The following is a 23,553-nucleotide window of genomic DNA, read 5'->3' as shown; positions in this document are numbered from 1 at the left end:
TTGTTAGCTAAGCGTATGGGTTACGGCCTGAATATCCTGGCCATCCAGCTCACGTTCGAAGCTGCGCAGACGCTTATAGATAGACATTAATTCCACTAACGTCGTCCAGGAGTTAATCAGATACTGGAACGATCCGCGCACCTGACCAAACACGTTGGTGATTTGCGTCATCAGACCGAGCGTAATCGTACCGGCAACAATTGACGGAAACAGCAGGAACAAACCGAAAACGTTATCCACCTGCAGGTAAAGAATACGGGCGATATTAAAGTACATATAGTGAAAATAGAGGCGGAAATAGTTCTGACGCACCGCGTGAAACAGCTCGCGCACGGTCGGCGGCGTTGCGCGATTAGCATCATCTTCGCCGTAGACCAGTTCTTTACGGTAAGCAGCTTCCACGCGCTGGTTTTTAAACTCCAGACCCGGGAGTTTGATCCCCACCACCGCCAGCAAGCCGGTGCCCATCAACGACCAGACAATGGCAGCAATCACCAGACCATAGGGAACATGGCCAACAATCGGCAGATCAGGGACATGCGCAGACAGCGTGACCAGCACCGGTAAGAAGGCAATCAGCGTCATAATCGCATTGATAAAACTGACGCCCATATCTTCCAGCGTAGAGGCGAAGCGCATGGTGTCTTCCTGCACACGCTGCGCGGCGCCTTCGATATGACGCAGATGCTGCCAGTGCGCCATATAATGTTCGTTCATCGCGGTACGCCAGCGGAACACGTAATGGCTGACGAAGAAATTGTTCATCACCCCAATTACCACGGCAATCAGCGCGATGCCAAGGAAGATCCCCACTTCATGATAGAACTGTTCAATCTTCACCTTATGAGGAGCGCTCAGTGCGGTTTGAATCAGGTCATAGAACGGCGCATACCAGGCGTTGACGGCAACCCCGACTTCAACCAGAAACCAGGTCACAAAGATAATCAGCGACGTGCCCAATATGGACCAATACTGCCAACGGTGTGGACAGTAGATAAACCAGAACGCGGCGAACAGGCCGACGCAGAGAAGGTAATATGCATAAAAAATCAGATAATCCAGCGACCAGAACCGGGCGGCGCTTATAGGCACATCACCCGATGCGCCGGTGATATGTGCAACCCAGGCTCCCCCACCTGCCTGCCAGAATACAACGGCGACCAGTGCCCAAATAAATGCCGAAATAAAGAACGGTCCCGGCTTTGGGAAAAAAGACGTAAACATAGTGCTCTCCTGCTAACTTCTTATCGTTATGACGACTGCTGTGCATTTGCCAGCGTGCAAACGATGGCAAGACGGCTAACGCCCAATAAACACATGCTGAAACCGACAATTGTGACCAGAACCGACGCGCTTAGTTCGCTACCGGCCCTGAAGAATTGTTTCTATGGTTTTCATACCTGACAGCGTTCCGGCATATTCAGATTATCGCAGCGTGAGATCACAAAAGCGAACATCCACTCCGGGGGAAAACGTAACGTTTACTCATCGTTACGTTTTTCACACTATGATTGGCGTAATAGCACTTTGCAATATGCCGATGAGTAGTATAAATACGCATACGCACGTCATCCTTTTTTACTACCCCTAACCCATGGACACCACCGTTGAAACGTAGTCTGCTTTTTTCTGCCGCGCTGTGTGCGGCGTCATTGACATCTGTCCAGGCGGCACAGCCTATCACCGATCCGGTCTTCGCCTCTGATATCGTCGATCGTTACGCCGATCATATCTTCTACGGCAGCGGGGCGACGGGAATGGCGCTCGTGGTCATTGACGGTAATCAGCGCGTATTTCGCAGTTTTGGCGAAACACGCCCTGGCAATAATGTTCATCCGCAGCTGGATTCGGTGATCCGCATCGCCTCAATTACCAAATTGATGACCAGTGAAATGCTGGTCAAATTACTCGATCAGGGCACGGTAAAACTGAACGATCCATTGAGTAAATATGCACCGCCCGGTGCACGAGTCCCGACCTGGCAGGGAACGCCGATCACGCTGGTGAATCTGGCGACTCATACCAGCGCCCTACCCCGCGAGCAGCCAGGCGGTGCGGCAAAACGCCCGGTATTTGTCTGGCCAACGCGCGAACAGCGCTGGAGTTACCTCTCTACCGCCACGCTGAAAGCTGCTCCCGGATCGCAGGCCTCCTACTCGAATCTGGCGTTCGATCTACTGGCCGATGCGCTGGCAGCCGCGTCCGGTAAGCCTTATCAACAGCTGTTTGAAGAGAAAATCACCCGACCGCTCGGGATGAAAGACACCACGTTTACGCCTTCACCCGATCAGTGCAAGCGCCTGATGGTCGCCGAAAAAGGGGCCAGCCCGTGTAACAATACGCTGGCGGCTATGGGCAGCGGCGGCGTCTATTCGACGCCTGGCGATATGATGCGCTGGATGCAGCAGTATCTCTCTTCAGACTTTTATCAGCGAAGCCAGCAGGCTGACCGGATGCAGACGCTGATTTATCAGCGTACACAGTTAACCAAAGTAATTGGCATGGACGTGCCAGGCAAAGCCGATGCGCTGGGCCTGGGCTGGGTGTATATGGCACCGAAAAATGGCCGCCCGGGGATTATTCAAAAAACCGGTGGGGGTGGTGGATTCATTACCTATATGGCGATGATCCCGCAGAAAAACGTAGGGGCCTTTATTGTGGTCACCCGTTCTCCGCTGACCCGATTTACCAATATGAGCGATGGTATCAACGATCTGGTGAGTGAGTTGAGCGGAAACAAACCCCAGGTTATCCCCGCATCCTGATTTAGTACTCAAAAGGCAAACGGTTAATATTCACCAGTTTGCCTTTATTCATTTCAATGTAGCCGCCTTTACGCAGTGCTGCGAGAACCTCTGTGACGACAGAGCGTGAAATACGTGTACGTTGGTGGATATAGTTCATAACGCCAATACGAGAACGCAGTAACTCATCCCATTTCATCATGGATATCAGCGTGGCGCGGATTTGCTCATAGGAGTTATTGCCAATTAATTGCAGGTCGCGTAATTCAAGCATGCAGTGCTGCCATGCTAACCAGCTAAAGGCCTCGCGCCATAGCTGACACTGTTCAATAATATTAATGGTTTGGGACGCGGGTAGATAATAACCCGTACAGTAACCTTCTGTTATTAATCTATATTGAATATCTGTTTTCATCACACCATCAGCAAGTCCCATAATAAACGGTGCCTGTGTAATGCCAACCAGTATGGTTTCTCCTCGCCTCAGCGAGACAACCCCCTTTAAAATAACAAAAGTGTCGTTTTTATTTACATCACTGGAATATATTATTTGTTTTTCATTTTCATATTCAAAACGCTCGCCATATTTCGACAAACATTTATCCAGCTTACCAAATTCCAGAAAAGGCTTATCTACAGATAACATTTACGCATTCCTTGCATAAAAGCCCGTCAAATCCTTGACGGGCTTATTGGGATTAAAATACCGAATCCTCTAAGAGGAATTCTTACCAGGTATATTTAACGCCTGCATTCGCAGACCAGTCTTGATCTACATCACCACCGCCGAGGTAGCTGGCATCGGTATATGCGCTGAAGTTTTTGGTAAAGCTGAACTGAGTACCCAGTCCAACACGTACCGCAGAACCTTCAGTACCATTGTCGATGGAATCACCGTTGACGTTAGCATCGTTACCCGCATCGTCATAAACGTACGCCAGTTTGAAGTACGGAGTCAGTGCCTGGTCATCGCTGTAAGCGAAGGTATAACCGGCATCAACACCCAGTTCATAACGCATGCTGTCATAAGACTGACCGTCAACTTTCATGTCGTTGCTCAGCTTATAGTCATCACCAGACTGGAACAGACCGGATACGCTACCGTAAGGCGTCACGTAACCTGCATCACCCAGTTTCAGGTCATAACCCAGCTTCAGACCGAAGCCCCACGCATCAGAAGCACTGCTACCGTCAACGTACTGACCGTTGCTCATGTTAGCAGACAGATCGTTGTTGAAATGAGAGTAGTTCAAAGAACCATCAATAAAGAGGTTGTTTGCAAAGCGAGCAGAAGAGTAGATATAGGCAGTCTGGCTATCCTGATCCACCTGTCCGGTGTTATCGCTTACGTCACCTTTCGCAAAGCCCGCTGCAGCACCGACAATCCACTGTGCGTTGTTACCATCAACTTTGGTATCAAGGCCGACCATGATGCCGTTAACGTCCTGATCGTAGTTAATGGTGCCATTGTCGCCATTGAAGCTGCCGCCGAAGTAGCTCACCCACGCGCCACCGTTATCCGCCAGACCGTGACGTGCATTGGTCAGACGTGTACCGACAGTATCCTGCTGCAGGTTCCAGATATTGGTGTTAGCAGACGGGATGCTCAACGCCATGTTCGCGTAGTCTGTCAGTTCCATCTGCTGCAGAACAACGGTGTTACCCTGCTGCTGCGCCTGATAAGTGTAAGCACCCAGGTCAGCTTTGTTAGCCGCAGAGAAGGTCGCGTTGCTGTTGGTGTCGTTAACGTAGATCAGCTCGTTACCTTTGTAATCAGCAACAGAGCCTGCACCAGTGGCGTTATCGATGCGAACTTTATAGTTACCGGTTGCCGCTGCGACGTGGTCACCGTCGTTATCAACTTCAGACTGATCGCCTGAAGTGTCAGAATCGCCATTACCGTTGATAGTCAGATGACCATCAGAGTTCATCGCGATCACGCCGTAACCGTAGTTAGACTGGGTCGTATCGTTGGTGCGATCGTTGGTCAGATCAGCATTCAGCACATAGTTGGTGCTGTTGATATCGAAAACACCGGCATTGACATTGTTGTAAGCGTCGGTGTAACTGGTCAGGTTCAGTGTATCAACTTGCAGTGCATCGCCCGTGCTGTTGCCGACATCCAGAACACCGTTGTTGGTAACGTTAATGGTATTGGCATACAGCGCAGCACTACCTACACTCCAGCCAGCAGCAACATCATCAGCAATCGTTACAGTACTGTTGTCGATAGACAACGTATCCGTCGCAACATGACCATCTTCATTGATGTTCAGTGCAGAAGCACCGGTCAGGGAGATGGTGTCGGAAATCAGAGTTGAATCGCCAACATTAACCACGGAACCGCTGTTGATACTTAAGGTATCAATCAGAGACGTTTTAGTGGTATCCCACTGTGAGGCACCGTTCAGCGTCACATTGAACAGACCGCTCTGATAAACAGAATTGCCCACCACATGACCATCTTCACCATAAGCACTGTTATCACTGTCAATACCATAGGTCGAATCAGGCCACAGGCTATTAGCAGCGATGTCGATCAGCGTTGCAGTGGCTTCAGTGCCAGCAGCATAGCTGTCGTAAACGCCGTCCGGAGATGTTGCATCCAGAATGCCGTCACCGTTTGTATCTACAGTATTTTCGAAAACACCATCGTTATTAGCATCTGTACCAATATCAACCTGATGTACAGACATTGCCGCACCAACCCACTTACTGCCGTTGTTCAGGGTCAGATCCAGACGATCTGTACCATCCCAACCATTGGTATCCAGGTCGGCATCAGTATCGCGGTAGGTATCAGCACCGTTCGGGAAGAAGTTCTCATCGAAGTTGCTGGAGAAAAGCACATCCCCCATGAGCGTGGAATTATTAAACGTTGCGGTGGTCTGCATCGCGTTATCTGCATCTGGATGGGCAATAACGGCCAGTGCAATATCATCAGCAGTATAAGAACCGCTGTAATCGCTGGCATTGCTAGTATTACCAAACCAGCCAGTGGTACCTTCATCAGACCATGAACCTGAGGTTACAGTAGAATCAGTCACAGTGATCGTATTGTTAAACACTTCGCTGCTGTTTACGCCAGTGCTGACGGTGTTATCGTCAGTATCTTCCCACTCATAACCCTGAGTCAGAGTAATACCTGCGACATGAGAGTTATTGGAGATAGACAGATCAACTTCTTGATCCAGGGTGATAGCCGTACCCAGGTTGTAAACATCTACAACGTGTGAATCAACTGCGTCATTATAGCTACCGTTGTAGGTATAATGTTCGTAATTGTCATCGATAGTTGTGTTGATAACGCTCATCGCCAGACGATCGTAGTAATAGTCGGTACCACTACGGTTAGTACAATCCGTCGTCTTTATACATTCGGACGTTACCATACCGTGAATAGTGCTGTTTTTAATCGTCAGACTATTGGTATTACTGTTAGTCGAAAGACCATCATCCAGATAGTAAGTCGAAATGACACCATTAACGGTGGAGTTATTAATTACTGGGTAAATATCACCGTTATAAATACTATCCGTGTCGTAGTTATTCCAGCCAACATATCCATCATAGTAAACACCATCGCTGTAGGAGGCATCATTGTAATGATTGAACGTGGTATAGGTAGTTCCAGAGATATCAGTTGAAGCATTCGCCTGAGAAGTGATTGCCAATGTGCAGGCTAATGCTAATTGTGAGACTACGAGTTTCTTTTTCCAAGTGTGCATTTGTCATCCCTCCTCAGGGACGTAATATAGTTGATCCATCAATTATTAATGCATAGTAAACATATTATGTTTCGCGGAAACGATTATGCGGCGTCACAGATGAAAGGTTCAATTATTCTTTACCTTAAGTCCGAAAGCAGACCACAAATAAGACAATTAAGAAAACTCTATAAGAAAATGAAAAACATATTTAGATTCAGCGCATTAAAATCATAAAAACATCAAACCTATACACTTACTCTATCATTTGAAAAGAAAACAAAAATGCAGATAATAAATACCATTAAAACCTTCACAGCTTAATTAACCATTAAACAAAACTGAACCAGGATTAAAACCAATCGATATCTAAAATAATAAACATCACAAAAATATAAATTACATATATTTAAGAGGGATAAATCAGCGCAGAACCTCACTCGCATAAGGCCAACTTTCGTAAAACACCCACACACAGGTTGAGGTATACTACGGCCTTCGATTCCACAAACATCAGGCATACCATGACAGACCTAATCCAACGCCCTCGCCGCCTGCGCAAATCCCCTGCGCTGCGCGCCATGTTTGAAGAGACAACACTCAGCTTAAATGACCTGGTGTTGCCGATCTTTGTTGAAGAAGAACTCGACGATTACAAAGCCATCGAGGCCATGCCCGGCGTGATGCGCATTCCAGAGAAACATCTGGCACGCGAAATCGAACGCATTGCCAACGCCGGTATCCGCTCGGTGATGACCTTTGGTATTTCCCACCATACCGATGACACCGGCAGCGATGCCTGGAAAGAAGACGGACTGGTGGCGCGCATGTCACGCATTTGCAAGCAAACCGTGCCGGAGATGATCGTCATGTCCGACACCTGCTTCTGCGAATATACTTCGCACGGTCACTGCGGCGTATTGTGTGACCACGGCGTAGATAACGATTTAACCCTCGCGAACCTCGGTAAACAGGCAGTGGTTGCCGCCGCGGCGGGTGCCGACTTTATCGCACCGTCCGCCGCCATGGACGGTCAGGTGCAGGCTATTCGCCAGGCGCTGGACGCCGCGGGCTTCACTGATACCGCGATCATGTCCTACTCCACCAAGTTCGCCTCCTCCTTCTACGGCCCATTCCGCGAAGCCGCGGGCACCGCGCTGAAAGGCGATCGTAAAACCTACCAGATGAACCCGATGAACCGTCGTGAAGCCATTCGCGAATCACTTTTGGACGAAGCCCAGGGTGCAGACTGCCTGATGGTGAAACCGGCCGGTGCATACCTGGATATTCTGCGTGATATTCGCGAACGCACCGAACTGCCGATTGGCGCCTACCAGGTCAGCGGCGAATACGCGATGATCAAATTCGCGGCCCTGGCAGGGGCAATAGATGAAGAGAAAGTCGTGCTGGAAAGTTTAGGCTCGATCAAACGCGCAGGCGCGGATCTGATCTTCAGTTACTTTGCCCTGGATCTGGCTGAGAAAAAAATTCTGCGTTAATGACGCAGTGTTGCCGGATGGCGGCTTCGCCCTGTCCGGCCTGCACGCCGGGGCCCGGTGGGCAAAGCGCCATCGGGCACGTTAGCTCGCACGATAGTAAGGCTTGTCTCCGAGAATCGTCGCCCGGTGCATAATGCGCCGCTGCGGCAGGTAGTCTGCATTGGCATAATGCTGCGTCACGCGGTTATCCCAAATCGCCACATCGTCAGGCTGCCAGCGCCAGCGTACCTGAAACTCCGGTTTGGTGATGTGGGCAAACAGAAATCCGAGCAGCGCCTCACTCTCTTTTTTCGTCACATCGACAATTCGTGTCGTGAACCCTTCATTCACAAACAGCGCCTGTTTGCCGCTCACCGGATGCGTTCGCACTACCGGATGCAGCAACGGTGGGTGCTTTGCCACCGCCTCCAGCCAACGCTGATGCTCTTCTTCGGTATTACGGTATTTGAACTCCTGAAACGATTTACGGAAATCATGTTCGGCCCGCAGGCCGCTCAGCAATTGGCGAAAAGGTTCTGAAAGCGCTTCAAAAGCGGCAATGCCGCTGGTCCACAGCGTATCGCCACCTGTTGATGGCAGCTCTTTTGCCGCCAGAATCGCCCCGGCAGGTGGCGTCTCAATAAAGGTTACATCGGTGTGCCAGTTGTCGTTATCCGGCGGATTGTCGTTGTGAGTATCAAGGACGATGATCTCCTCAACGCCCTGCGCATGCGGGTAAACCGGATGGATATGCAAGTCGCCAAAACGCAACGCCAGCGCCCGCTGCTGCTGTGGTGTGATCGCCTGCTCGCGCAGGAACACCACCTGATGACGAAGTACCGCGTGGTACAACTGTTCAAACTGGTTATCGCTCAGCGGTCGCGTCAAATCTGCCCCGGTGACCTGCGCACCTATATAGGGCCCCAGCGGGATAATGCTCAGACGTTCACTCATTGTACTTCTCCATGCCAGGGCGTCAGACGGCGCTGAAGCGCACGCAAACCCAATTCTAAAATAAAGGCGATCACGGCAATCACCATAATTCCCGCCAGCACCACATCCGTTGCCAAAAACTCACCCGCTGACTGCACCATAAACCCCAGACCTCGCGTCGCGGCAATCAGCTCCGCCGCCACTAATGTCGACCACCCCACGCCCAGTCCAATCCGCAGCCCGGTAAGAATTTCCGGCAAAGCACCCGGTAAAATTACAAACCACAATACCTGCGCGCGGCTGGCCCCCAGCGACTGGGCGGCCCGCACCCGCACCTGCTGCACACTTTTGACGCCCGCCAGCGCAGACATCGCCACAGGGGCAAAAATCGCCAGATAGATCAGCAGGATCTTCGAGGTTTCGCCGATGCCAAACCAAATAACCATCAGTGGCAAATAGGCCAGCGGCGGTACCGGACGATACAGTTCGATGATCGGATCGACGATCCCGCGCACCGTCGGACTCAGCCCCATCGCGATCCCCACCGGCACGCCGAGCAGAACCGCGGCCAGCAGAGCAATGACGATACGCGTCAGGCTGGCGGCCAGATGCTGCCACAGCGTGGCATCCATAAAGCCCTGAGGTCCGGCAATGACGATAAGTTTTTGCAGTACCTGCCCCGGCGGCGGTAAAAACAGCGGGCTGATGAATTGCAGTGCCGCCACTGCCCACCACACCACCAGAAGCACGCCCAATGTGCCAACACTTAACGTCATCTGACGTGAAAGCGGCCAGCGCCAGCGCAACGCACGCGGACGGGGTTTGTCGTTAATCACCACGCTCATGAGAACGCCTCCCGTTGCGCGAAAACGCGGCCTAGCACGTATTCACGCATGGCAATAAACTGCGGATCGGATTTAATGCTGCGACTCGGCTCCCCGGCCACAAAGCGGCGGGCGAAATTTAGCGGTAAGCGTTCCAGCACCCGGCCCGGTCCCGGAGACAACAGCACCAGTTCGGTCGCCATAAACACCGCCTCTTCGATATCGTGGGTAATCAGCAGCACCTGTTTGCCGGTCTCCTGCCACAGCGTCAACAGCAGGGTTTGCATCTGCTCGCGGGTAAAAGCATCCAGCGCGCCAAAAGGTTCATCCAACAGCAACAGTTGCGGATTTGCCGCCAGCGCCCGGGCAATGCCGACGCGCTGACGCTGACCACCGGAAAGCTGCCAGATAAAGCGCTTTTCCGCGCCTTCCAGCCCAACCTTCTTCAGCATGTCCTGCGCAATGCGTTGACGCTGTAACTTCTCTACACCGGCCAGTTGCAGGCCTAATCCGACGTTATCCTGCACGTTACGCCACGGCAGCAAGCCTTCGTTCTGGAACACCACGCCGCGCTCGGCCCCCGGGCCTGTCACTTTTTTACCCGCCAGCACGATGCTGCCGTGCTGATACGGCACAAACCCGGCAATCAGATTCAGCAGCGTGGTTTTGCCGCAGCCGGAAGGCCCGAGCACCACCAGCAGTTCACCGCCGTCGAGCGTCAGGTTGATGTCGTCCAGCACCGGCTTTCCGTCATAGCGGGCGGCAAGATGAGAGATTTGCAGCATCAGCGCCCCCTTATTGCACGAAGCGATCGGTAACGTACTGACTGTAATCCGTCGCCACAGCGGGCACTTTGCCCTGCTCTTTGAGGAACTGCGCGGTGTCGATAATCGCTTTATTCACCGGTCCGGTCAGCTCGGCGGTTTGCTGCTGCGGTGTCAGGTAGGTGTTACCTTTTACCAGTCCCGGAATATCCGCTTCCGGCACGCCGCTTAAGCGCGACAGCTTGCTGATGTTGTCCGGCTGCTTTAGCCATTCATCGGGATCAGTAATATAGGGCTGTTGGGCATCAATCGCGCTTTTGGCAAAGGCCTTCACCACCTCAGGATGCTGCTCGGCAAAATCTTTGCGCACGACCCACACGTCCAGCGTCGGCGCGCCCCACTCACCTACTTTTTCCGAGTCGGTTAACACCTTGCCGTCTTTTTCCAGCGCGTTCACCGCCGGTGCCCAGACGTAGGCGCCGTCAATATCCCCGCGCTGCCAGGCGGCAATAATCGCTGGCGGCTGCAGGTTCACAATCTCCACCTGACCGGGCTTGATGCCCCAGTGTTTTAACGCGGCCAGCAGGCTGTAATGGGTGGTGGAGATAAACGGCACGGCAATACGTTTACCGATCAAATCCTCAGGTTTGTTGATGCTTTTCTTCACCACCAGCGCCTCGGAGTTACCGAGTTTGGACGCCAGCAGTAACACCTCAATCGGTACCTGTTGGCTGGCCGCAACTGCCAACGGGCTGGAGCCAAGATTGCCAATTTGTACGTCGCCAGACGCCAGCGCCCGGACGATGCTCGCCCCGCTGTCGAACTTACGCCAGTCAACGGTGGCCCCGCTCTCTTTAGCAAATGTGTTGTCCGCCTGCGCCACTTTGGCCGGTTCAGCGGAGGTCTGATACGCGACGGTGACGTTCACCGCCTGCGCCTGAAATGCAACCACTGCCAGTACGGCAAGGAGTGTATTACGCGATGATATAGCCATGATTGTCTGCTCCCCTGTCTTGTTATGTGGGGCAGTATTTCGTTACGGCACACTTTGATAAAGGAATTAAAAATTCTGGCTAAGAACAAAGCGTTTTTAGAAAAAAAGCGGCAATAGTTAGCTATTTCGCTCATGACAGATGGAATTCGTAGGCCTGATAAGCGCAGCGCCATCAGGCACTGTTGCCGGATGGCGGCGCAAGCGCCTTATCCGGCCTACAACACCTGCAAATTATTGCGATTTTGTTACATTCGTTACATAACAGCATCCCGGTGATTGCCAGCGTAATGCGGGCAGGCATCATAGACGCTATTGTCAGACAAGAGAGCAAGAAAATGATCCATGTTGTGCTGGTGGATGACCATGTGGTGGTGCGTTCCGGCTTTGCGCAATTACTCAGTCTTGAAGATGACCTTAACGTCATCGGCCAATACAGCAGCGCGGCAGATGCCTGGCCTGCGTTACTGCGCGATGACGTCAGCGTGGCGGTGATGGACATCGCTATGCCGGATGAAAATGGTCTGAGCCTGTTAAAACGGCTGCGGGCGCAGAAACCCAACTTTCGCGCCATAATTCTCAGCATTTATGACGCGCCGACGTTTGTGCAAAGCGCGCTGGATGCCGGTGCCAGCGGCTATCTGACCAAACGCTGCGGGCCTGAGGAACTGGTACAGGCGGTACGTTCAGTGGGCATGGGTGGGCATTACCTGTGCGCTGACGCATTGCGGGCGCTACGCGGCGGCGAACAACCCGCCCAGGTGCTGGAAGTCCTCACCCCACGCAAGCGCGAAGTGTTTGATCTGCTGGTCAAAGGCGACAGCGTGAAAGAGATCGCCTTCAAGCTCGACCTCAGCCACAAAACGGTCCACGTCCACCGCGCCAACGTGCTGGGTAAACTGCAATGCCACAGCACTATTGACCTGGTGCATTTTGCGCTCGACCATCAGCTACTGACGGGGCACTGATGTCGCGCTCGGCTCGCCATTGGGTGATCTCCCTGTTTATCCTGCTGGCCTGGGGTTCGGGCTGGCTGATGCTGTGGACGCTGGGATTTTACCTGACCCAAAACGGTCAGCAGGCAGCGCTATTTCTGCCACACGGCGTCTATCTCGCACTCTTGATCCTGCTGTCACGCCGCTACTGGCCCGCGCTGGTACTACCACCGGTGCTAATGCTGTTCTGGCTACACAGCGAACAATTATTAAATGGTTATATTCTGCTGGCCGCACCGTTAATTAGCCTGATCCCGGCCAGTATCGGCCAGTCTTACTGGCACCGCTTCCCACTCTACTGGCAGCGCTTAACGCTGCTACTGGCCGCCGTCACCGTCATCGCATTGCTCAATACCGCCCTCCTGTCGCCCTTTATCGAAAGCCCGGCGATGTTAATTGGCCTGGCGTCGTTTACCGGCGGCGTGCTGTTGACGCCATTTGTTTATTTGATTTACGAATTTCTGCGCCAGCAGCACCGCTATCATTTGCTCGGCCTGGACACCAGTAATCCGCCGCTGCGCACCTCGCTTATCATTTGGTGCAGTCTGTTTTTTATTATCGGCATCGGCACTCAGATGGTGCTGTCACCAGACATTGAGCGCCTGCTGCTGATCGTAGTGTTTCTGCCCAACGTGGTGATGGCATGGAAGTTTGGCTGGCAGGGCGGCGTATTATCCGGGTTGCTTGGCAGCATGATGATCACCATCGCCCGGCAAATCGGTGTGGGGTTCAGCAATTTACTGGAACTGGAAATTTTTCTCGCTACCCAGGCGTTGTTGGGTATTGGCCTGGGTATCGCTATCAGCCGCCAGCAGCATCTGGCGCAGAACCTGCACCACTATCGCCAGCGTCTGGAAGCCGAGCTGACGGCACGACGGGCGTTAACTGAGCAACTGATCCGCAGCGAAGAAAATACGCGTAAGAGTCTGGCGAGGGAGCTGCACGACGAAATTGGGCAAAACATTACCGCCATTCAAATCCACTCTCAGCTGGTCAAGCGAGCACAGGATCCACAGCAAACGCTGGACGCAGCGAATCAGATCAATGACCTTGCCCGGCGCATTCATCACTCCACCCGCCAGTTGCTGCGCCAGCTGCGTCCTCCCGCGCTCGATGAACTGTCCTTTCAAGACGCGCTCCATCATCTGGTGAATGAGTTTGCCTTTGCCGAACGGGGCATCCGCTGCCGGTTTGACTATCGGCTGGAAAATACGCCAGACAATGAAACGGTCCGCTTTACGCTGTACCGCCTGTTGCAGGAGTTACTCAATAACGTTTGTAAACATGCCGACGCCAGCGAAGTGTCGATTGCGCTCCGCAAGCAGGAGCACAGCCTGGTTCTGAACGTTGAGGACAACGGCGTGGGCATTCTGCCAGAAAAAATCCCCGGTTTCGGTATTCAGGGAATGCGTGAACGGGTAAGCGCACTGGGTGGCGAGCTAACGCTTGAGTCGCACAACGGTACGCGGGTAATTGTTAACCTGCCCACAAATTTGCAACAAACCCATCATTAACCAGGAAAAAGTCTTAGTCACTCTGGACTTTCTCTCATCCCCTTTTGCTTTCACTTTCCTATAGTCAGCACAAATGGAGACCGCCATGCACGCACGCGCATCACGCGAAACAGATCAACGCTACCGGGCGCTACGTCCCCGGCTACTGATGTGCATGGTCATTGGCTACGCCGCGTTCTACCTGACGCGCAAAAGCGTCAACTACGTGCTCCCGGCGCTGCAAACGGATCTGGGGCTGGATAAAAGTGATATTGGCCTGCTGGGTTCGCTGTTTTATCTGACCTACGGCCTGTCAAAGTTCACCGCCGGATTATGGCATGACAGCCACGGGCAGCGGGCGTTTATGGGCATCGGCCTGTTTGCCACCGGCGTCTTAAACGTGGTGTTCGCCTTTGGCGAATCACTGACGCTGCTGCTGGTGGTGTGGACGCTCAACGGGTTTTTCCAGGGCTGGGGCTGGCCCCCCTGTGCCCGCCTGCTGACTCACTGGTATTCGCGTAACGAACGCGGTTTCTGGTGGGGCTGCTGGAATATGTCTATCAACATCGGCGGAGCCATCATTCCGCTGATTAGCGCCTTCGCCGCCCACTGGTGGGGCTGGCAGGCAGCGATGCTGACACCGGGGATAATCAGCATGGCATTAGGGATCTGGCTCACCCTGCAACTGAAAGGCACGCCCCAGGAAGAGGGATTACCGACGGTTGGAGAATGGCGGCAGGACCCGCTGGAACTGCGCCAGCAGCAGCAAAGCCCGCCGATGGGGCTGTGGCAAATGTTACGCACCACCATGCTGAAGAATCCGATGATCTGGCTGCTGGGCGTGTCATATGTGCTGGTCTATGTGATCCGCATCGCGCTTAACGACTGGGGCAACATCTGGCTGACCGAAAGCCACGGCGTGAATCTGCTCAGCGCCAACGCCACGGTGATGCTGTTTGAAGTCGGTGGCTTGCTCGGCGCGCTATTTGCCGGATGGGGATCAGATGTGCTGTTCAGCGGTCAGCGCGCGCCGATGATCTTGCTGTTCACGCTCGGGCTGATGGTCTCTGTCGCCGCCCTATGGCTGGCACCGGTTCACCACTATGCGCTGCTGGCGGCCTGTTTCTTTAGCGTGGGCTTCTTTGTTTTTGGCCCACAGATGTTGATTGGCCTGGCCGCCGTCGAATGCGGACACAAAGCAGCCGCAGGTTCGATCACCGGTTTTCTCGGGCTGTTTGCCTATCTCGGGGCCGCGCTGGCGGGTTGGCCGCTGTCGCTGGTCATTGAACGTTATGGCTGGTCGGGAATGTTCAGTTTGCTCTCGGTTGCCGCTGTCGTTATGGGTTTATTGCTGATGCCGCTGCTTATTGCAGGCATTACCCCTTCTCTCAGTCAAAGGATAAAACAATGAAATTGACGCTTACCTCTACCCTGATTGCTTCCACCCTCGCGCTGGCGGCGTTAAGCAGCGTTGCCCAGGCTGAAGGTCGTCTGGTGGTCTACTGCAGCGCCACCAACGAAATGTGCGAAACCGAAACCAAAGCCTTCGGTGAAAAATATGATGTGAAGACCTCATTTATTCGCAACGGCTCCGGCAGTACGCTGGCGAAAGTGGATGCCGAGAAGAAAAACCCACAGGCGGATGTCTGGTACGGTGGAACGCTGGATCCGCAGTCTCAGGCCGGAGAGATGGGTTTGCTGCAGCCGTATAAATCACCGAAACTCGATGAAATCATGGAGAAATTCCGCGATCCGGCGAAAGTGAAAGGCAACCTCTCCTCCGCCGTTTACGTCGGTATTCTGGGCTTTGGCGTCAATACCCAGCGCCTGAAAGAGAAAAACCTACCAGTGCCAAAATGCTGGAAAGATCTGACTAAACCGGAATACAAAGGCGAAATCCAGATTGCCGACCCACAAAGCTCCGGCACAGCCTACACCGCGCTGGCAACCTTCGCCCAACTGTGGGGGGAAGATCAGGCCTTTGATTACCTGAAGCAACTCAATGCCAACGTTTCTCAGTACACCAAGTCTGGTATTGCCCCGGCACGTAACGCTGCCCGTGGCGAAACGGCGATCGGCATTGGCTTCCTGCACGACTACTCACTGGAAAAAGAACAAGGCGCCCCGCTGGAGCTGATTTCGCCGTGCGAAGGCACCGGCTATGAAATTGGCGGCGTCAGCATCCTGAAAGGCGCGCGTAACCTCGACAACGCCAAACTGTTCGTTGACTGGGTACTGTCAAAAGATGCCCAGGAACTGGCATGGAAGAAAGGCAAATCCTATCAGATCCTGACCAACACCACCGCCGAGACGTCACCGAACTCCCTGAAGCTCGACGACCTGAAGCTTATCAATTACGACATGGATAAATATGGTTCTACCGATGTTCGTAAAGCGTTGATCAATAAGTGGGTTAGCGAAGTGAAGATGGGTAAATAAAACATGATGACCTTCTTCGGATAAGGTTACGTAGGCCGGATAAGGCAACGCCGCATCCGGCAATGATCGTCACCCTGAATGCCGGATGGCGCACAAGCTTATCCGGCCTACATCAGGATTGAACACCGGAACCGCTATGTCACAGACACTTGCACTCCATCCCGTGAAAAAACGGGATGCGATATTCCTTTGGGTTTTACTCGGCTGGCTGGCGTTTGCCCTGCTGCCAAGCTGGAGCCTGGACTATGGACTGCTGGAGTCCACGCGCGAGGAAATACTCGCCGCCTACAGCTGGTCACATTTCAATATTAGCTGGTTGTGGTATCTGCTACCGAGCCTGCTGCTGGTACGTCCGTTCCAGGAAGCCAAACGCGAGCAGCGCAGCCGCCACACTCTCGACGCGAGCTGGTCGCTATTCTGTATGGCCTTTATTGTCGCCAGCGCCACCCTTGAAGGACGCGGCCTAGGCTATGCCACCATCGTGCTGTTTGTCGCGCTGGGCGCGATTATGACGCTGGCGCTCACCCGCCTCGAATGGCTGGGTGGCGACCGTTTCGTTATCGGATCACTCACCGCCATTGTCGCGCTGATCGGGATTTTTATCGTCTGGCCGAGCATCGCGATTTTCATTCCCATGTTCACCAACGACGCCGGAGAGTTTGCCCCGCTGGCGTTTATGAATGTGCTGTCGCAGGCGCATATCATTCAGGTGATCCTCAACTCCATTATGCTGTCGATCGCCGTCGGCGTCGGCTGTACCTTCTTCGGTCTGGTGCTGGCGATTTACACCACTCGTATTGCCAGACGTAGCGCCATTATTGGCCGCATTTTCTCGATCCTGCCGATCGTGACGCCGCCGTTTGTCGTCGGCCTTGGCGTCACCTTAATGATGGGCCGTTCCGGTTACATTACCGAATTAATGGTGGACTGGTTTGGCTTAACCAACACCAACTGGCTGTACGGGTTTACCGGCATCTGGCTGGCGCAGGTGCTGGCCTTCACCCCGATGGCGTTTATGATCCTCGACGGGGCGATCAAAACCATTCATCCGTCGCTGGAAGAAGCGTCGTACACCCTGCGCGCCAGCCGCTGGCAGACCTTTAACGGCGTGTTTGTCCCGCTGCTAAAACCGGCGCTGGCAAACGCCTTTTTGATTGTCATTGTGCAGTCGCTGGCTGACTTCAGTAACCCGCTGGTGCTCGGCGGTAACTTTGACGTGCTGGCGACACAAATCTACTTCTACATCACCGGTTCACAGCTCGATTACCAGGCCGCCAGCACGCTCGGCGCGTTCCTGCTGCTGTTCTCCCTGCTGGTGTTCTGCGTGCAGTACATGTGGATCGGCAAACGCTCGTACGTCACCGTTTCCGGTAAATCATACCGTGGCGACGTGCAACCGCTGCCAGTAACGCTGGTGTGGAGCGTGGTCGCGCTACTGGCGGTATGGATCGCCTTTAACGCCCTGCTGTATGGCAGCATTTTCTACGGCAGCTTCACCGTTAACTGGGGCGTGGACTACACCCTGACGCTGGCGAACTTTACCAAGCTGTTTGGTCAGGGGATGAGCGACGGCGCGTGGCCTTCGCTACTCGACACCCTACTGTACGCCGGGATCGCCGCGCCGATCACCGCCATCTTCGGGCTACTGATCGCCTGGATTGTGGTGCGCCAGCAGTTTAAAGGCAAAAAAACTATCGAGTTCACCACCATGCTGTGCTTTGCCGTTCCCGGCACCGTGGCGGGTGTCTCGTATATTCTGGCCTTTAACAGCGCCCCGGTGTACCTCACCGGGACGGCGGCCATCGTCATTATCTCAATGGTGATGCGTAACGTGCCGGTCGGCATTCGTGCAGGCATTGCGGGCTTAGGGCAAATCGATAAATCGCTGGATGAAGCCTCGCTCAGCCTGCGTGCCGGTTCGCTACGGACCATCACGCACATCCTGCTGCCGCTGCTACGCCCGGCTATCCTCTCCGCGCTGATCTACAGCTTTGTGCGCGCCATTACTACCGTCAGCGCCATTGTGTTCCTCGTCACGCCAGATACCCGCGTCGCAACGGCCTACATTCTGAACCGCGTGGAAGACGGTGAATACGGCGTGGCCATTGCCTACGGTTCGATCCTGATCGTGGTGATGCTGGCGATTATTTTCATCTTTGACTGGCTGATCGGTGAATCACGTACCTCCCGTTCAAAAGCCAAAAACCCGGCGTAATGGAGCGCACTATGACTCAGAAAAATTTCGTTGAACTGCGCAACGTCACCAAACGTTTTGGCAGCAACACGGTTATCGACAACATCAATCTCACCATCCCACAAGGGCAAATGGTGACGCTGCTTGGCCCTTCCGGCTGCGGCAAAACCACCATTTTGCGCCTGGTTGCCGGACTGGAAAAACCGAGCGAAGGACAGATTTATATTGATGGCGAAGACGTTACCCATCGTTCCATCCAGCAGCGCGATATCTGCATGGTGTTTCAGTCTTACGCCCTGTTCCCACATATGTCGCTGGGTGAAAACGTCGGCTACGGCCTGAAGATGCTCGGTGTATCGCGAAGCGAACTGAAAGCGCGGGTGAAAGAGGCGCTGGCGATGGTGGATCTGGAAGGATTCGAAGACCGCTATGTCGATCAGATCTCCGGCGGGCAGCAGCAGCGCGTGGCGCTGGCCCGGGCGCTGATCCTCAAACCGAAGGTGCTGTTATTTGATGAACCGCTGAGTAACCTCGACGCCAACCTGCGACGCAGCATGCGTGACAAGATCCGCGAACTGCAAAAGCAGTTTGATATTACCTCGCTGTACGTGACCCACGATCAGAGCGAAGCCTTCGCGGTGTCCGACACCGTACTGGTGATGAACAAGGGACATATCATGCAGATCGGCTCACCGCAGGATCTGTACCGCCAGCCCGCCTCGCGCTTTATGGCGAGCTTTATGGGCGATGCCAACCTGTTCCCGGCCGCGTTCAGCGAGGCGTTTGTCGATATTTACGGTTATCGCCTGCCAAGGCCGTTGCATTTCGCCACCCAGGGAGAAGGTACGGTTGGCGTGCGTCCGGAGGCAATTACGCTCAGCGATCGCGGCGAGGAGAGCCAGCGCTGTGTGATCCAGCACGTCGCCTATATGGGGCCGCAGTATGAGGTCACGGTAGAGTGGCACGGGCAGGAGATTCTATTGCAGGTCAACGCCACGCGCTTACAGCCAAACGCTGGCGAGCAGTATTACCTCGAAATCCACCCGTACGGCATGTTTGTGTTAGCAGATACCGTGTGATTGATGCCGGGTGGCACACGTTGTAGGCCGGGTAAGGCATCAGCCGCCACCCGGCACAAATTCAGCGCTGGACGTTCAATTCAGCAATATCCGCAGGCGTGGTGCGACAGCACCCTCCAATCAACCGGGCGCCCGCCGCACGCCACTGGGGTAAATAATCCGCCAGCGTTTTACACGCTTCACCGTGAGTGTGCCAGGTTTTGCTCTGCACATCGTAATGCTCGCCGGAGTTGGGATAGACCACCAGCGGCAGCGCCGTTAAGCCGTGTAAATGCTGCAACGCCTCGGTAGTGTTTTCCAGCGCAATGCAGTTGATACCAATAGCCAGCACCTGCGGGTAGTTTGCCAGTAACGCCACCACTTCGCGCAGCGGCGTGCCGTCGCTCAGGTGTTCGCTGTCACGCAGGGTAAACGAGAACCACGCCCGCGCACGCGGGTATTCCGCCAGCAGTTCAGCCAGCGCCTTAATCTCAGTAAAATTCGGCAGCGTTTCGCAGGCTAACAGGTCAGCTCCGGCGTCCAGCAGCGCTTCAACGCGCGGTCGGTGAAACCCCTGAAACTCGTCTTTGCTGCGCACGTAATCGCCACGGTATTCCGAGCCATCCGCCAGATACGCGCCATACGGTCCCACAGACCCGGCCACCAGCAATGTACCCGCCTGCGGGTTTTCCGCCAGATACGCCTCGCGCGCTTTACGCGCCAGCTCCACACTTTTGCCAATCAGTGCCTTCGACTGCGCCTCATCCAGACCTCGGGCGGCAAAACCTGCCGGCGTGGCCTGATAGCTGGCGGTGATCGCACATTGAGCACCCGCCCGGTAGTAATCTAGATGGACTTCGCGGATAAGCTGCGGGTTTTCTACCAGCACTTTCGCTGACCACAGGCTATCGGCCAGGTTACAGCCGCGCGCCTCCAGTTCCGTCGCCATCGCACCATCCAGCAACAGGAAATCCTGTTTCTCAAGAAGGGTACGTAACGGATTATTCTGCGACATGGTGTGGCTCCTGTTTTACTTTACGGGGTTGAGTAAGGAAATAAGCACCATAGCACAACGCCACAAACGGTAACCCGCACCACAACGCAATTCTCTGCGCGGGATCGAAGGCCAGGCCGACACAGGCCACCAGGCACAGCACAAACCCCAATACGGGAACCAGCGGATACCACGGCGCACGATAATGCAATTCACTCACAGCCTTTCCTTGCTGTAAGTGACGGCGGCGAAAAACAAAATGCGAAGCGCAGATGCTCAGCCACACCGCCACCACCGCAAACCCGGAGATCGCCGACAGCGCCACAAATACCGTATCCGGGGCGATCACGCTGGAAAACAGCGCCAACACGCCGCCGAGCATGCTGACCGATATGGCTGTCAGCGGCACGCCGTTTTTGGTTACCCGCGCAAAACAGGCGGGCAGCGTACGTTCATTCGACAGCGACCACAGCATGCGCCCGGAAGCATACAATCCTGAATTCGCAGCTGAAAGAATGGCCGTCAGGATCACGACGTTAAAAATATCCGCCGCATATGGAATCCCCACCTTCTCAAACACCAGCACAAACGGGCTTTTCTCCACTCCCGCCTGCTGCATCGGGATCAATGCCGCCAGCACAAACACGGTGCCAATAAAGAAAATAATCAGTCGTGCGATAGTGGTACGAATCGCCACCGGAATCACCTTTCGTGGGTTTTCCGTTTCGCCTGCCGCGATGCCGATAAGCTCGGTTCCCGAGAAAGCAAAGTTCACCGCCACCATGGTCATCAGGATCGGCAGGCCGCCATGTGGAAACCAGCCTTCTGCGGTGATATTGCTCAACCCCGGCGCGGGTGAACCATCCTGCATCGGGATAAAGCCAAAAATGGCCGCCCCGCCGAGGATAATAAAGGCGATGATGGTGATGACTTTTACCAGCGAGAACCAGAATTCCCCTTCGGCAAAAAAGCGCGTAGAAATGACGTTCAGGCCAAAGATAACAACGCAGAAAACCACGCACCAGATCCACACCGGCACCTGTGGGAACCAATACTGCATGCAGAAACCGGCGGCGGTAAAGCTGGAGCCAAGCGCCACGGTCCAGGTCAGCCAGTAGAGCCAGGCTACGGTGTAACCCGTCGCCGGGCCGAGGTAGCGCGCGGCATAAACGTGAAACGCGCCGGTTTCCGGCATCGCCACCGACAGTTCACCCAGACATTGCATCACCAGCCAGACCACCAGCGCGCCAATCAAATAGGCCAGCAGCGTCCCCGCCGCCCCGGTGGTGGAGATGATGTACCCGGTATTAAAGAATAACCCTGTGCCAATCACGCCACCTAAAGAGAGCATAATCAGGTGACGCGTTTTCATTGTGCGCTTCAGTGGCGCATTTTGTTGTGTTGTTTGCATATGACCTTCTAAACGTATGGACATCTAAACATCCAAAGAAGGTTTGTTATACCGCGTTTGTAAACACAATGCAAAGTTAGCCCTGCACCAGACGCAGATGCCCGCGCCGGGCGCTCAACACAGGACGAGGATTAACAATAAGATACAAAAAAGGTCGCCAGGCCATAACGCCTCCGCTATCAGGGTTTATTCAACTCTGGCAACGGAGACGTCCAATGACGTTCCCCCGAAAGTAGGAACCGCGCGTCACACCTCATACGTCCGGATGAGCGCACGGTCAGGAGCCGCTGGCTTGAACCTGTATCTGTGATTTACGGCTCATCAGCACAAACACCGCCAGCCCGGCCAGCAAAATACCCGGTGCGGAGGCCGCCATCACGCCTACCGTTCCAGTGCCCAGCGCCAGCATTTTCCCCGCCAACAGTGGACCACTCATCGCCCCTAGGCGCCCAACGGCCACCGCGGTGCCTACGCCGGTGGCGCGGATGGGGGTGCTGTAAAACAGCGGAGCCAGCGCATACAGCACGCTTTGGCCGCCGGTGGCAAACATCCCTGCGACAAATCCGGCCACCAGCATACCGCTCAATGACGACACCGTACCGAGCGCCAGCAGTGAAGCCAGCATCCCGGTGTAAATCAGTAGCGACATCACCACCGGGCGCAGTTTATCCATCAATGCACCGAGGATTAACGTCCCGCTGGCCGCGCCGATTTGCAGGGCAAACATCACGCCCGCCGCCTGTGAGGGACGAAAGCCCTGTTCAACCAGTAGCATCGGCAGCCAGTTGATCAGCATATACACCACCAACAGGGTGAAGAAATAACACAGCCACAGCAGCAACGTGGCGGTCACGGTGGCAGGGGCAAACAGCGCACGCAACGGTGCGGCGGCGGCCTGCGTTTGCTGGGCATACACGTGTGATTCCGGTAGCCAACGCATCAGCAACGGCACCAGCAGCAGCGGGATCACCCCACCAACCCAGAACACAGTTTGCCAGGCGGAGGCCACACCGCTAAAACCCAGCGCCGCCGCCAGCGCTGCGCCAATCGGCACCCCGCAGTACATCAGGCTCACCGCGGTGCCGCGAAAGCGCGGGCCTGCGGCTTCGGAGGTCAGCGCGATCAGGTTCGGCAACGCCGCCCCCAACCCGACACCGGTCATCAGGCGGGCAAACACCAGCGACGAGAAATCCCAGGATATCGCCGTCGCCAGCGAAAACAGGCCAAACAGCGCCACGGAGCCAATAAGGATCCGCTTGCGCCCATAGCGGTCAGCCAGCATACCGCCCACCAGCGCGCCGGGCAGTAATCCCAGAATACCGGCGCTGAAGATCCAGCCCATCTGCATTTTATCTAACGCAAAAGCCTGGGCGATGCCGACGGCAGCGATACCGGCGGCCTGTAAATCCAGCCCTTCCATCAGGGCGACTAAAAAACACAGCCCGACGGTCAGCGTCAGACGGGAGGAGGATGCGGGGGTACGGGTTGTCATGAGGTGTACCTCTGAGGTCACGATGCAGGTGAAGCG

The 23,553-nt window shown here is 54.5% G+C and carries 18 protein-coding genes; 8 read left to right on the top strand and 10 right to left on the bottom strand.

All coding sequences use genetic code 11. The features are described 5' to 3' along the window. Positions 1-3 precede the first annotated feature (3 nt). Positions 4-1,224: a peptide antibiotic transporter SbmA gene (sbmA, locus tag FDW88_RS13105; protein ID WP_096758118.1), complete on the bottom strand. Its 1,221-nt coding sequence runs from the start codon at positions 1,222-1,224 to the stop codon at positions 4-6. A 383-nt stretch (positions 1,225-1,607) separates the two neighbouring features. Between sbmA and ampH the strand changes: the two genes are divergently transcribed. Continuing rightward, the gene (ampH, locus tag FDW88_RS13100) at positions 1,608-2,765 is read left to right on the top strand and encodes a D-alanyl-D-alanine-carboxypeptidase/endopeptidase AmpH (RefSeq protein ID WP_096758119.1); all 1,158 of its coding nucleotides are present in this window, start codon (positions 1,608-1,610) and stop codon (positions 2,763-2,765) included. A gap of 1 nt (position 2,766) precedes the next feature. On the opposite strand, the gene iprA is transcribed toward ampH, so the two are convergent. Together iprA and ehaB are read right to left on the bottom strand one after the other, a co-directional pair. Continuing rightward, positions 2,767-3,390 (bottom strand): hydrogen peroxide resistance inhibitor IprA, encoded by a 624-nt coding sequence (iprA, locus tag FDW88_RS13095; RefSeq protein ID WP_137362718.1) that lies wholly within the window; start codon positions 3,388-3,390, stop codon positions 2,767-2,769. Positions 3,391-3,472: 82 nt separating this feature from the next. After that, positions 3,473-6,472 carry an autotransporter adhesin EhaB gene (gene ehaB, locus FDW88_RS13090; protein ID WP_137362717.1) on the bottom strand — a complete coding sequence of 1,000 codons (3,000 nt, stop codon included), beginning with the start codon at positions 6,470-6,472 and terminating at the stop codon, positions 3,473-3,475. A 503-nt stretch (positions 6,473-6,975) separates the two neighbouring features. On the opposite strand from ehaB, the gene hemB reads away from it, so the two are divergent. Continuing rightward, positions 6,976-7,950: a porphobilinogen synthase gene (hemB, locus tag FDW88_RS13080; protein ID WP_117342100.1), complete on the top strand. Its 975-nt coding sequence runs from the start codon at positions 6,976-6,978 to the stop codon at positions 7,948-7,950. A gap of 81 nt (positions 7,951-8,031) precedes the next feature. Here hemB and tauD read toward each other — a convergent pair whose 3' ends face one another. The 4 genes from tauD to tauA are packed head-to-tail and all read right to left on the bottom strand — an operon-like array spanning position 8,032 to position 11,444. Further along, entirely contained in the window at positions 8,032-8,883 is an 852-nt protein-coding gene (gene tauD / locus FDW88_RS13075; protein ID WP_137362715.1) for a taurine dioxygenase, read from the bottom strand. Continuing rightward, positions 8,880-9,707, bottom strand: coding sequence for a taurine ABC transporter permease TauC (gene tauC / locus FDW88_RS13070; protein WP_137362714.1), 828 nt, complete (start codon positions 9,705-9,707; stop codon positions 8,880-8,882). The genes tauD and tauC overlap by 4 nt, the downstream gene beginning before the upstream one ends. Beyond that, entirely contained in the window at positions 9,704-10,471 is a 768-nt protein-coding gene (tauB, locus tag FDW88_RS13065; protein ID WP_137362713.1) for a taurine ABC transporter ATP-binding subunit, read from the bottom strand. The genes tauC and tauB overlap by 4 nt, the downstream gene beginning before the upstream one ends. 10 nt (positions 10,472-10,481) lie before the next feature. Next, on the bottom strand, positions 10,482-11,444 hold the full coding sequence (gene tauA / locus FDW88_RS13060) for a taurine ABC transporter substrate-binding protein (RefSeq protein WP_137362712.1): 963 nt from the start codon (positions 11,442-11,444) through the stop codon (positions 10,482-10,484). 335 nt (positions 11,445-11,779) lie between these two features. On the opposite strand from tauA, the gene FDW88_RS13055 reads away from it, so the two are divergent. The 6 genes from FDW88_RS13055 (at position 11,780) to fbpC (ending at position 19,641) form a co-directional block, all read left to right on the top strand. Continuing rightward, positions 11,780-12,409, top strand: coding sequence for a response regulator transcription factor (locus FDW88_RS13055; RefSeq protein WP_137362711.1), 630 nt, complete (start codon positions 11,780-11,782; stop codon positions 12,407-12,409). Continuing rightward, entirely contained in the window at positions 12,409-13,950 is a 1,542-nt protein-coding gene (locus FDW88_RS13050) for an MASE1 domain-containing protein (protein WP_137362710.1), read from the top strand. Before FDW88_RS13055 ends, FDW88_RS13050 begins: the two co-directional genes overlap by 1 nt. Positions 13,951-14,035: 85 nt before the next feature. Beyond that, the gene (gene uhpC, locus FDW88_RS13045; RefSeq protein WP_115259276.1) at positions 14,036-15,340 is read left to right on the top strand and encodes an MFS transporter family glucose-6-phosphate receptor UhpC; all 1,305 of its coding nucleotides are present in this window, start codon (positions 14,036-14,038) and stop codon (positions 15,338-15,340) included. Continuing rightward, positions 15,337-16,368, top strand: a complete 1,032-nt coding sequence (locus FDW88_RS13040) for an ABC transporter substrate-binding protein (protein WP_115259278.1) — start codon at positions 15,337-15,339, stop codon at positions 16,366-16,368. The genes uhpC and FDW88_RS13040 overlap by 4 nt, the downstream gene beginning before the upstream one ends. 136 nt (positions 16,369-16,504) lie before the next feature. After that, a complete protein-coding gene (locus FDW88_RS13035) occupies positions 16,505-18,583 on the top strand; it encodes an iron ABC transporter permease (RefSeq protein WP_117342095.1) in 2,079 nt (692 codons plus the stop codon). Positions 18,584-18,594: 11 nt separating this feature from the next. Further along, positions 18,595-19,641 carry a ferric ABC transporter ATP-binding protein gene (fbpC, locus tag FDW88_RS13030; RefSeq protein ID WP_117342094.1) on the top strand — a complete coding sequence of 349 codons (1,047 nt, stop codon included), beginning with the start codon at positions 18,595-18,597 and terminating at the stop codon, positions 19,639-19,641. Between the two features lie 61 nt (positions 19,642-19,702). Here the strand turns inward: fbpC and mmuM are convergent, their stop codons facing one another. The 3 genes from mmuM to mhpT form a co-directional block, all read right to left on the bottom strand. Then, complete coding sequence (gene mmuM, locus FDW88_RS13025) at positions 19,703-20,635, bottom strand: homocysteine S-methyltransferase (protein ID WP_137362709.1); 933 nt, start codon at positions 20,633-20,635, stop codon at positions 19,703-19,705. Continuing rightward, positions 20,622-22,025, bottom strand: coding sequence for an S-methylmethionine permease (mmuP, locus tag FDW88_RS13020; RefSeq protein WP_115259288.1), 1,404 nt, complete (start codon positions 22,023-22,025; stop codon positions 20,622-20,624). The genes mmuM and mmuP overlap by 14 nt, the downstream gene beginning before the upstream one ends. A gap of 277 nt (positions 22,026-22,302) precedes the next feature. Next, a complete protein-coding gene (gene mhpT / locus FDW88_RS13015) occupies positions 22,303-23,517 on the bottom strand; it encodes a 3-(3-hydroxy-phenyl)propionate transporter MhpT (protein ID WP_137362708.1) in 1,215 nt (404 codons plus the stop codon). Positions 23,518-23,553: the final 36 nt, after the last annotated feature.

Origin of the sequence: Citrobacter sp. wls829, assembly GCF_005280825.1 — a bacterium.
Lineage (GTDB): Bacteria > Pseudomonadota > Gammaproteobacteria > Enterobacterales > Enterobacteriaceae > Citrobacter > Citrobacter gillenii.
The sequence above is the reverse complement of the archived record's forward strand: the minus strand, read 5'-3'. Positions and strand labels throughout refer to the sequence as shown.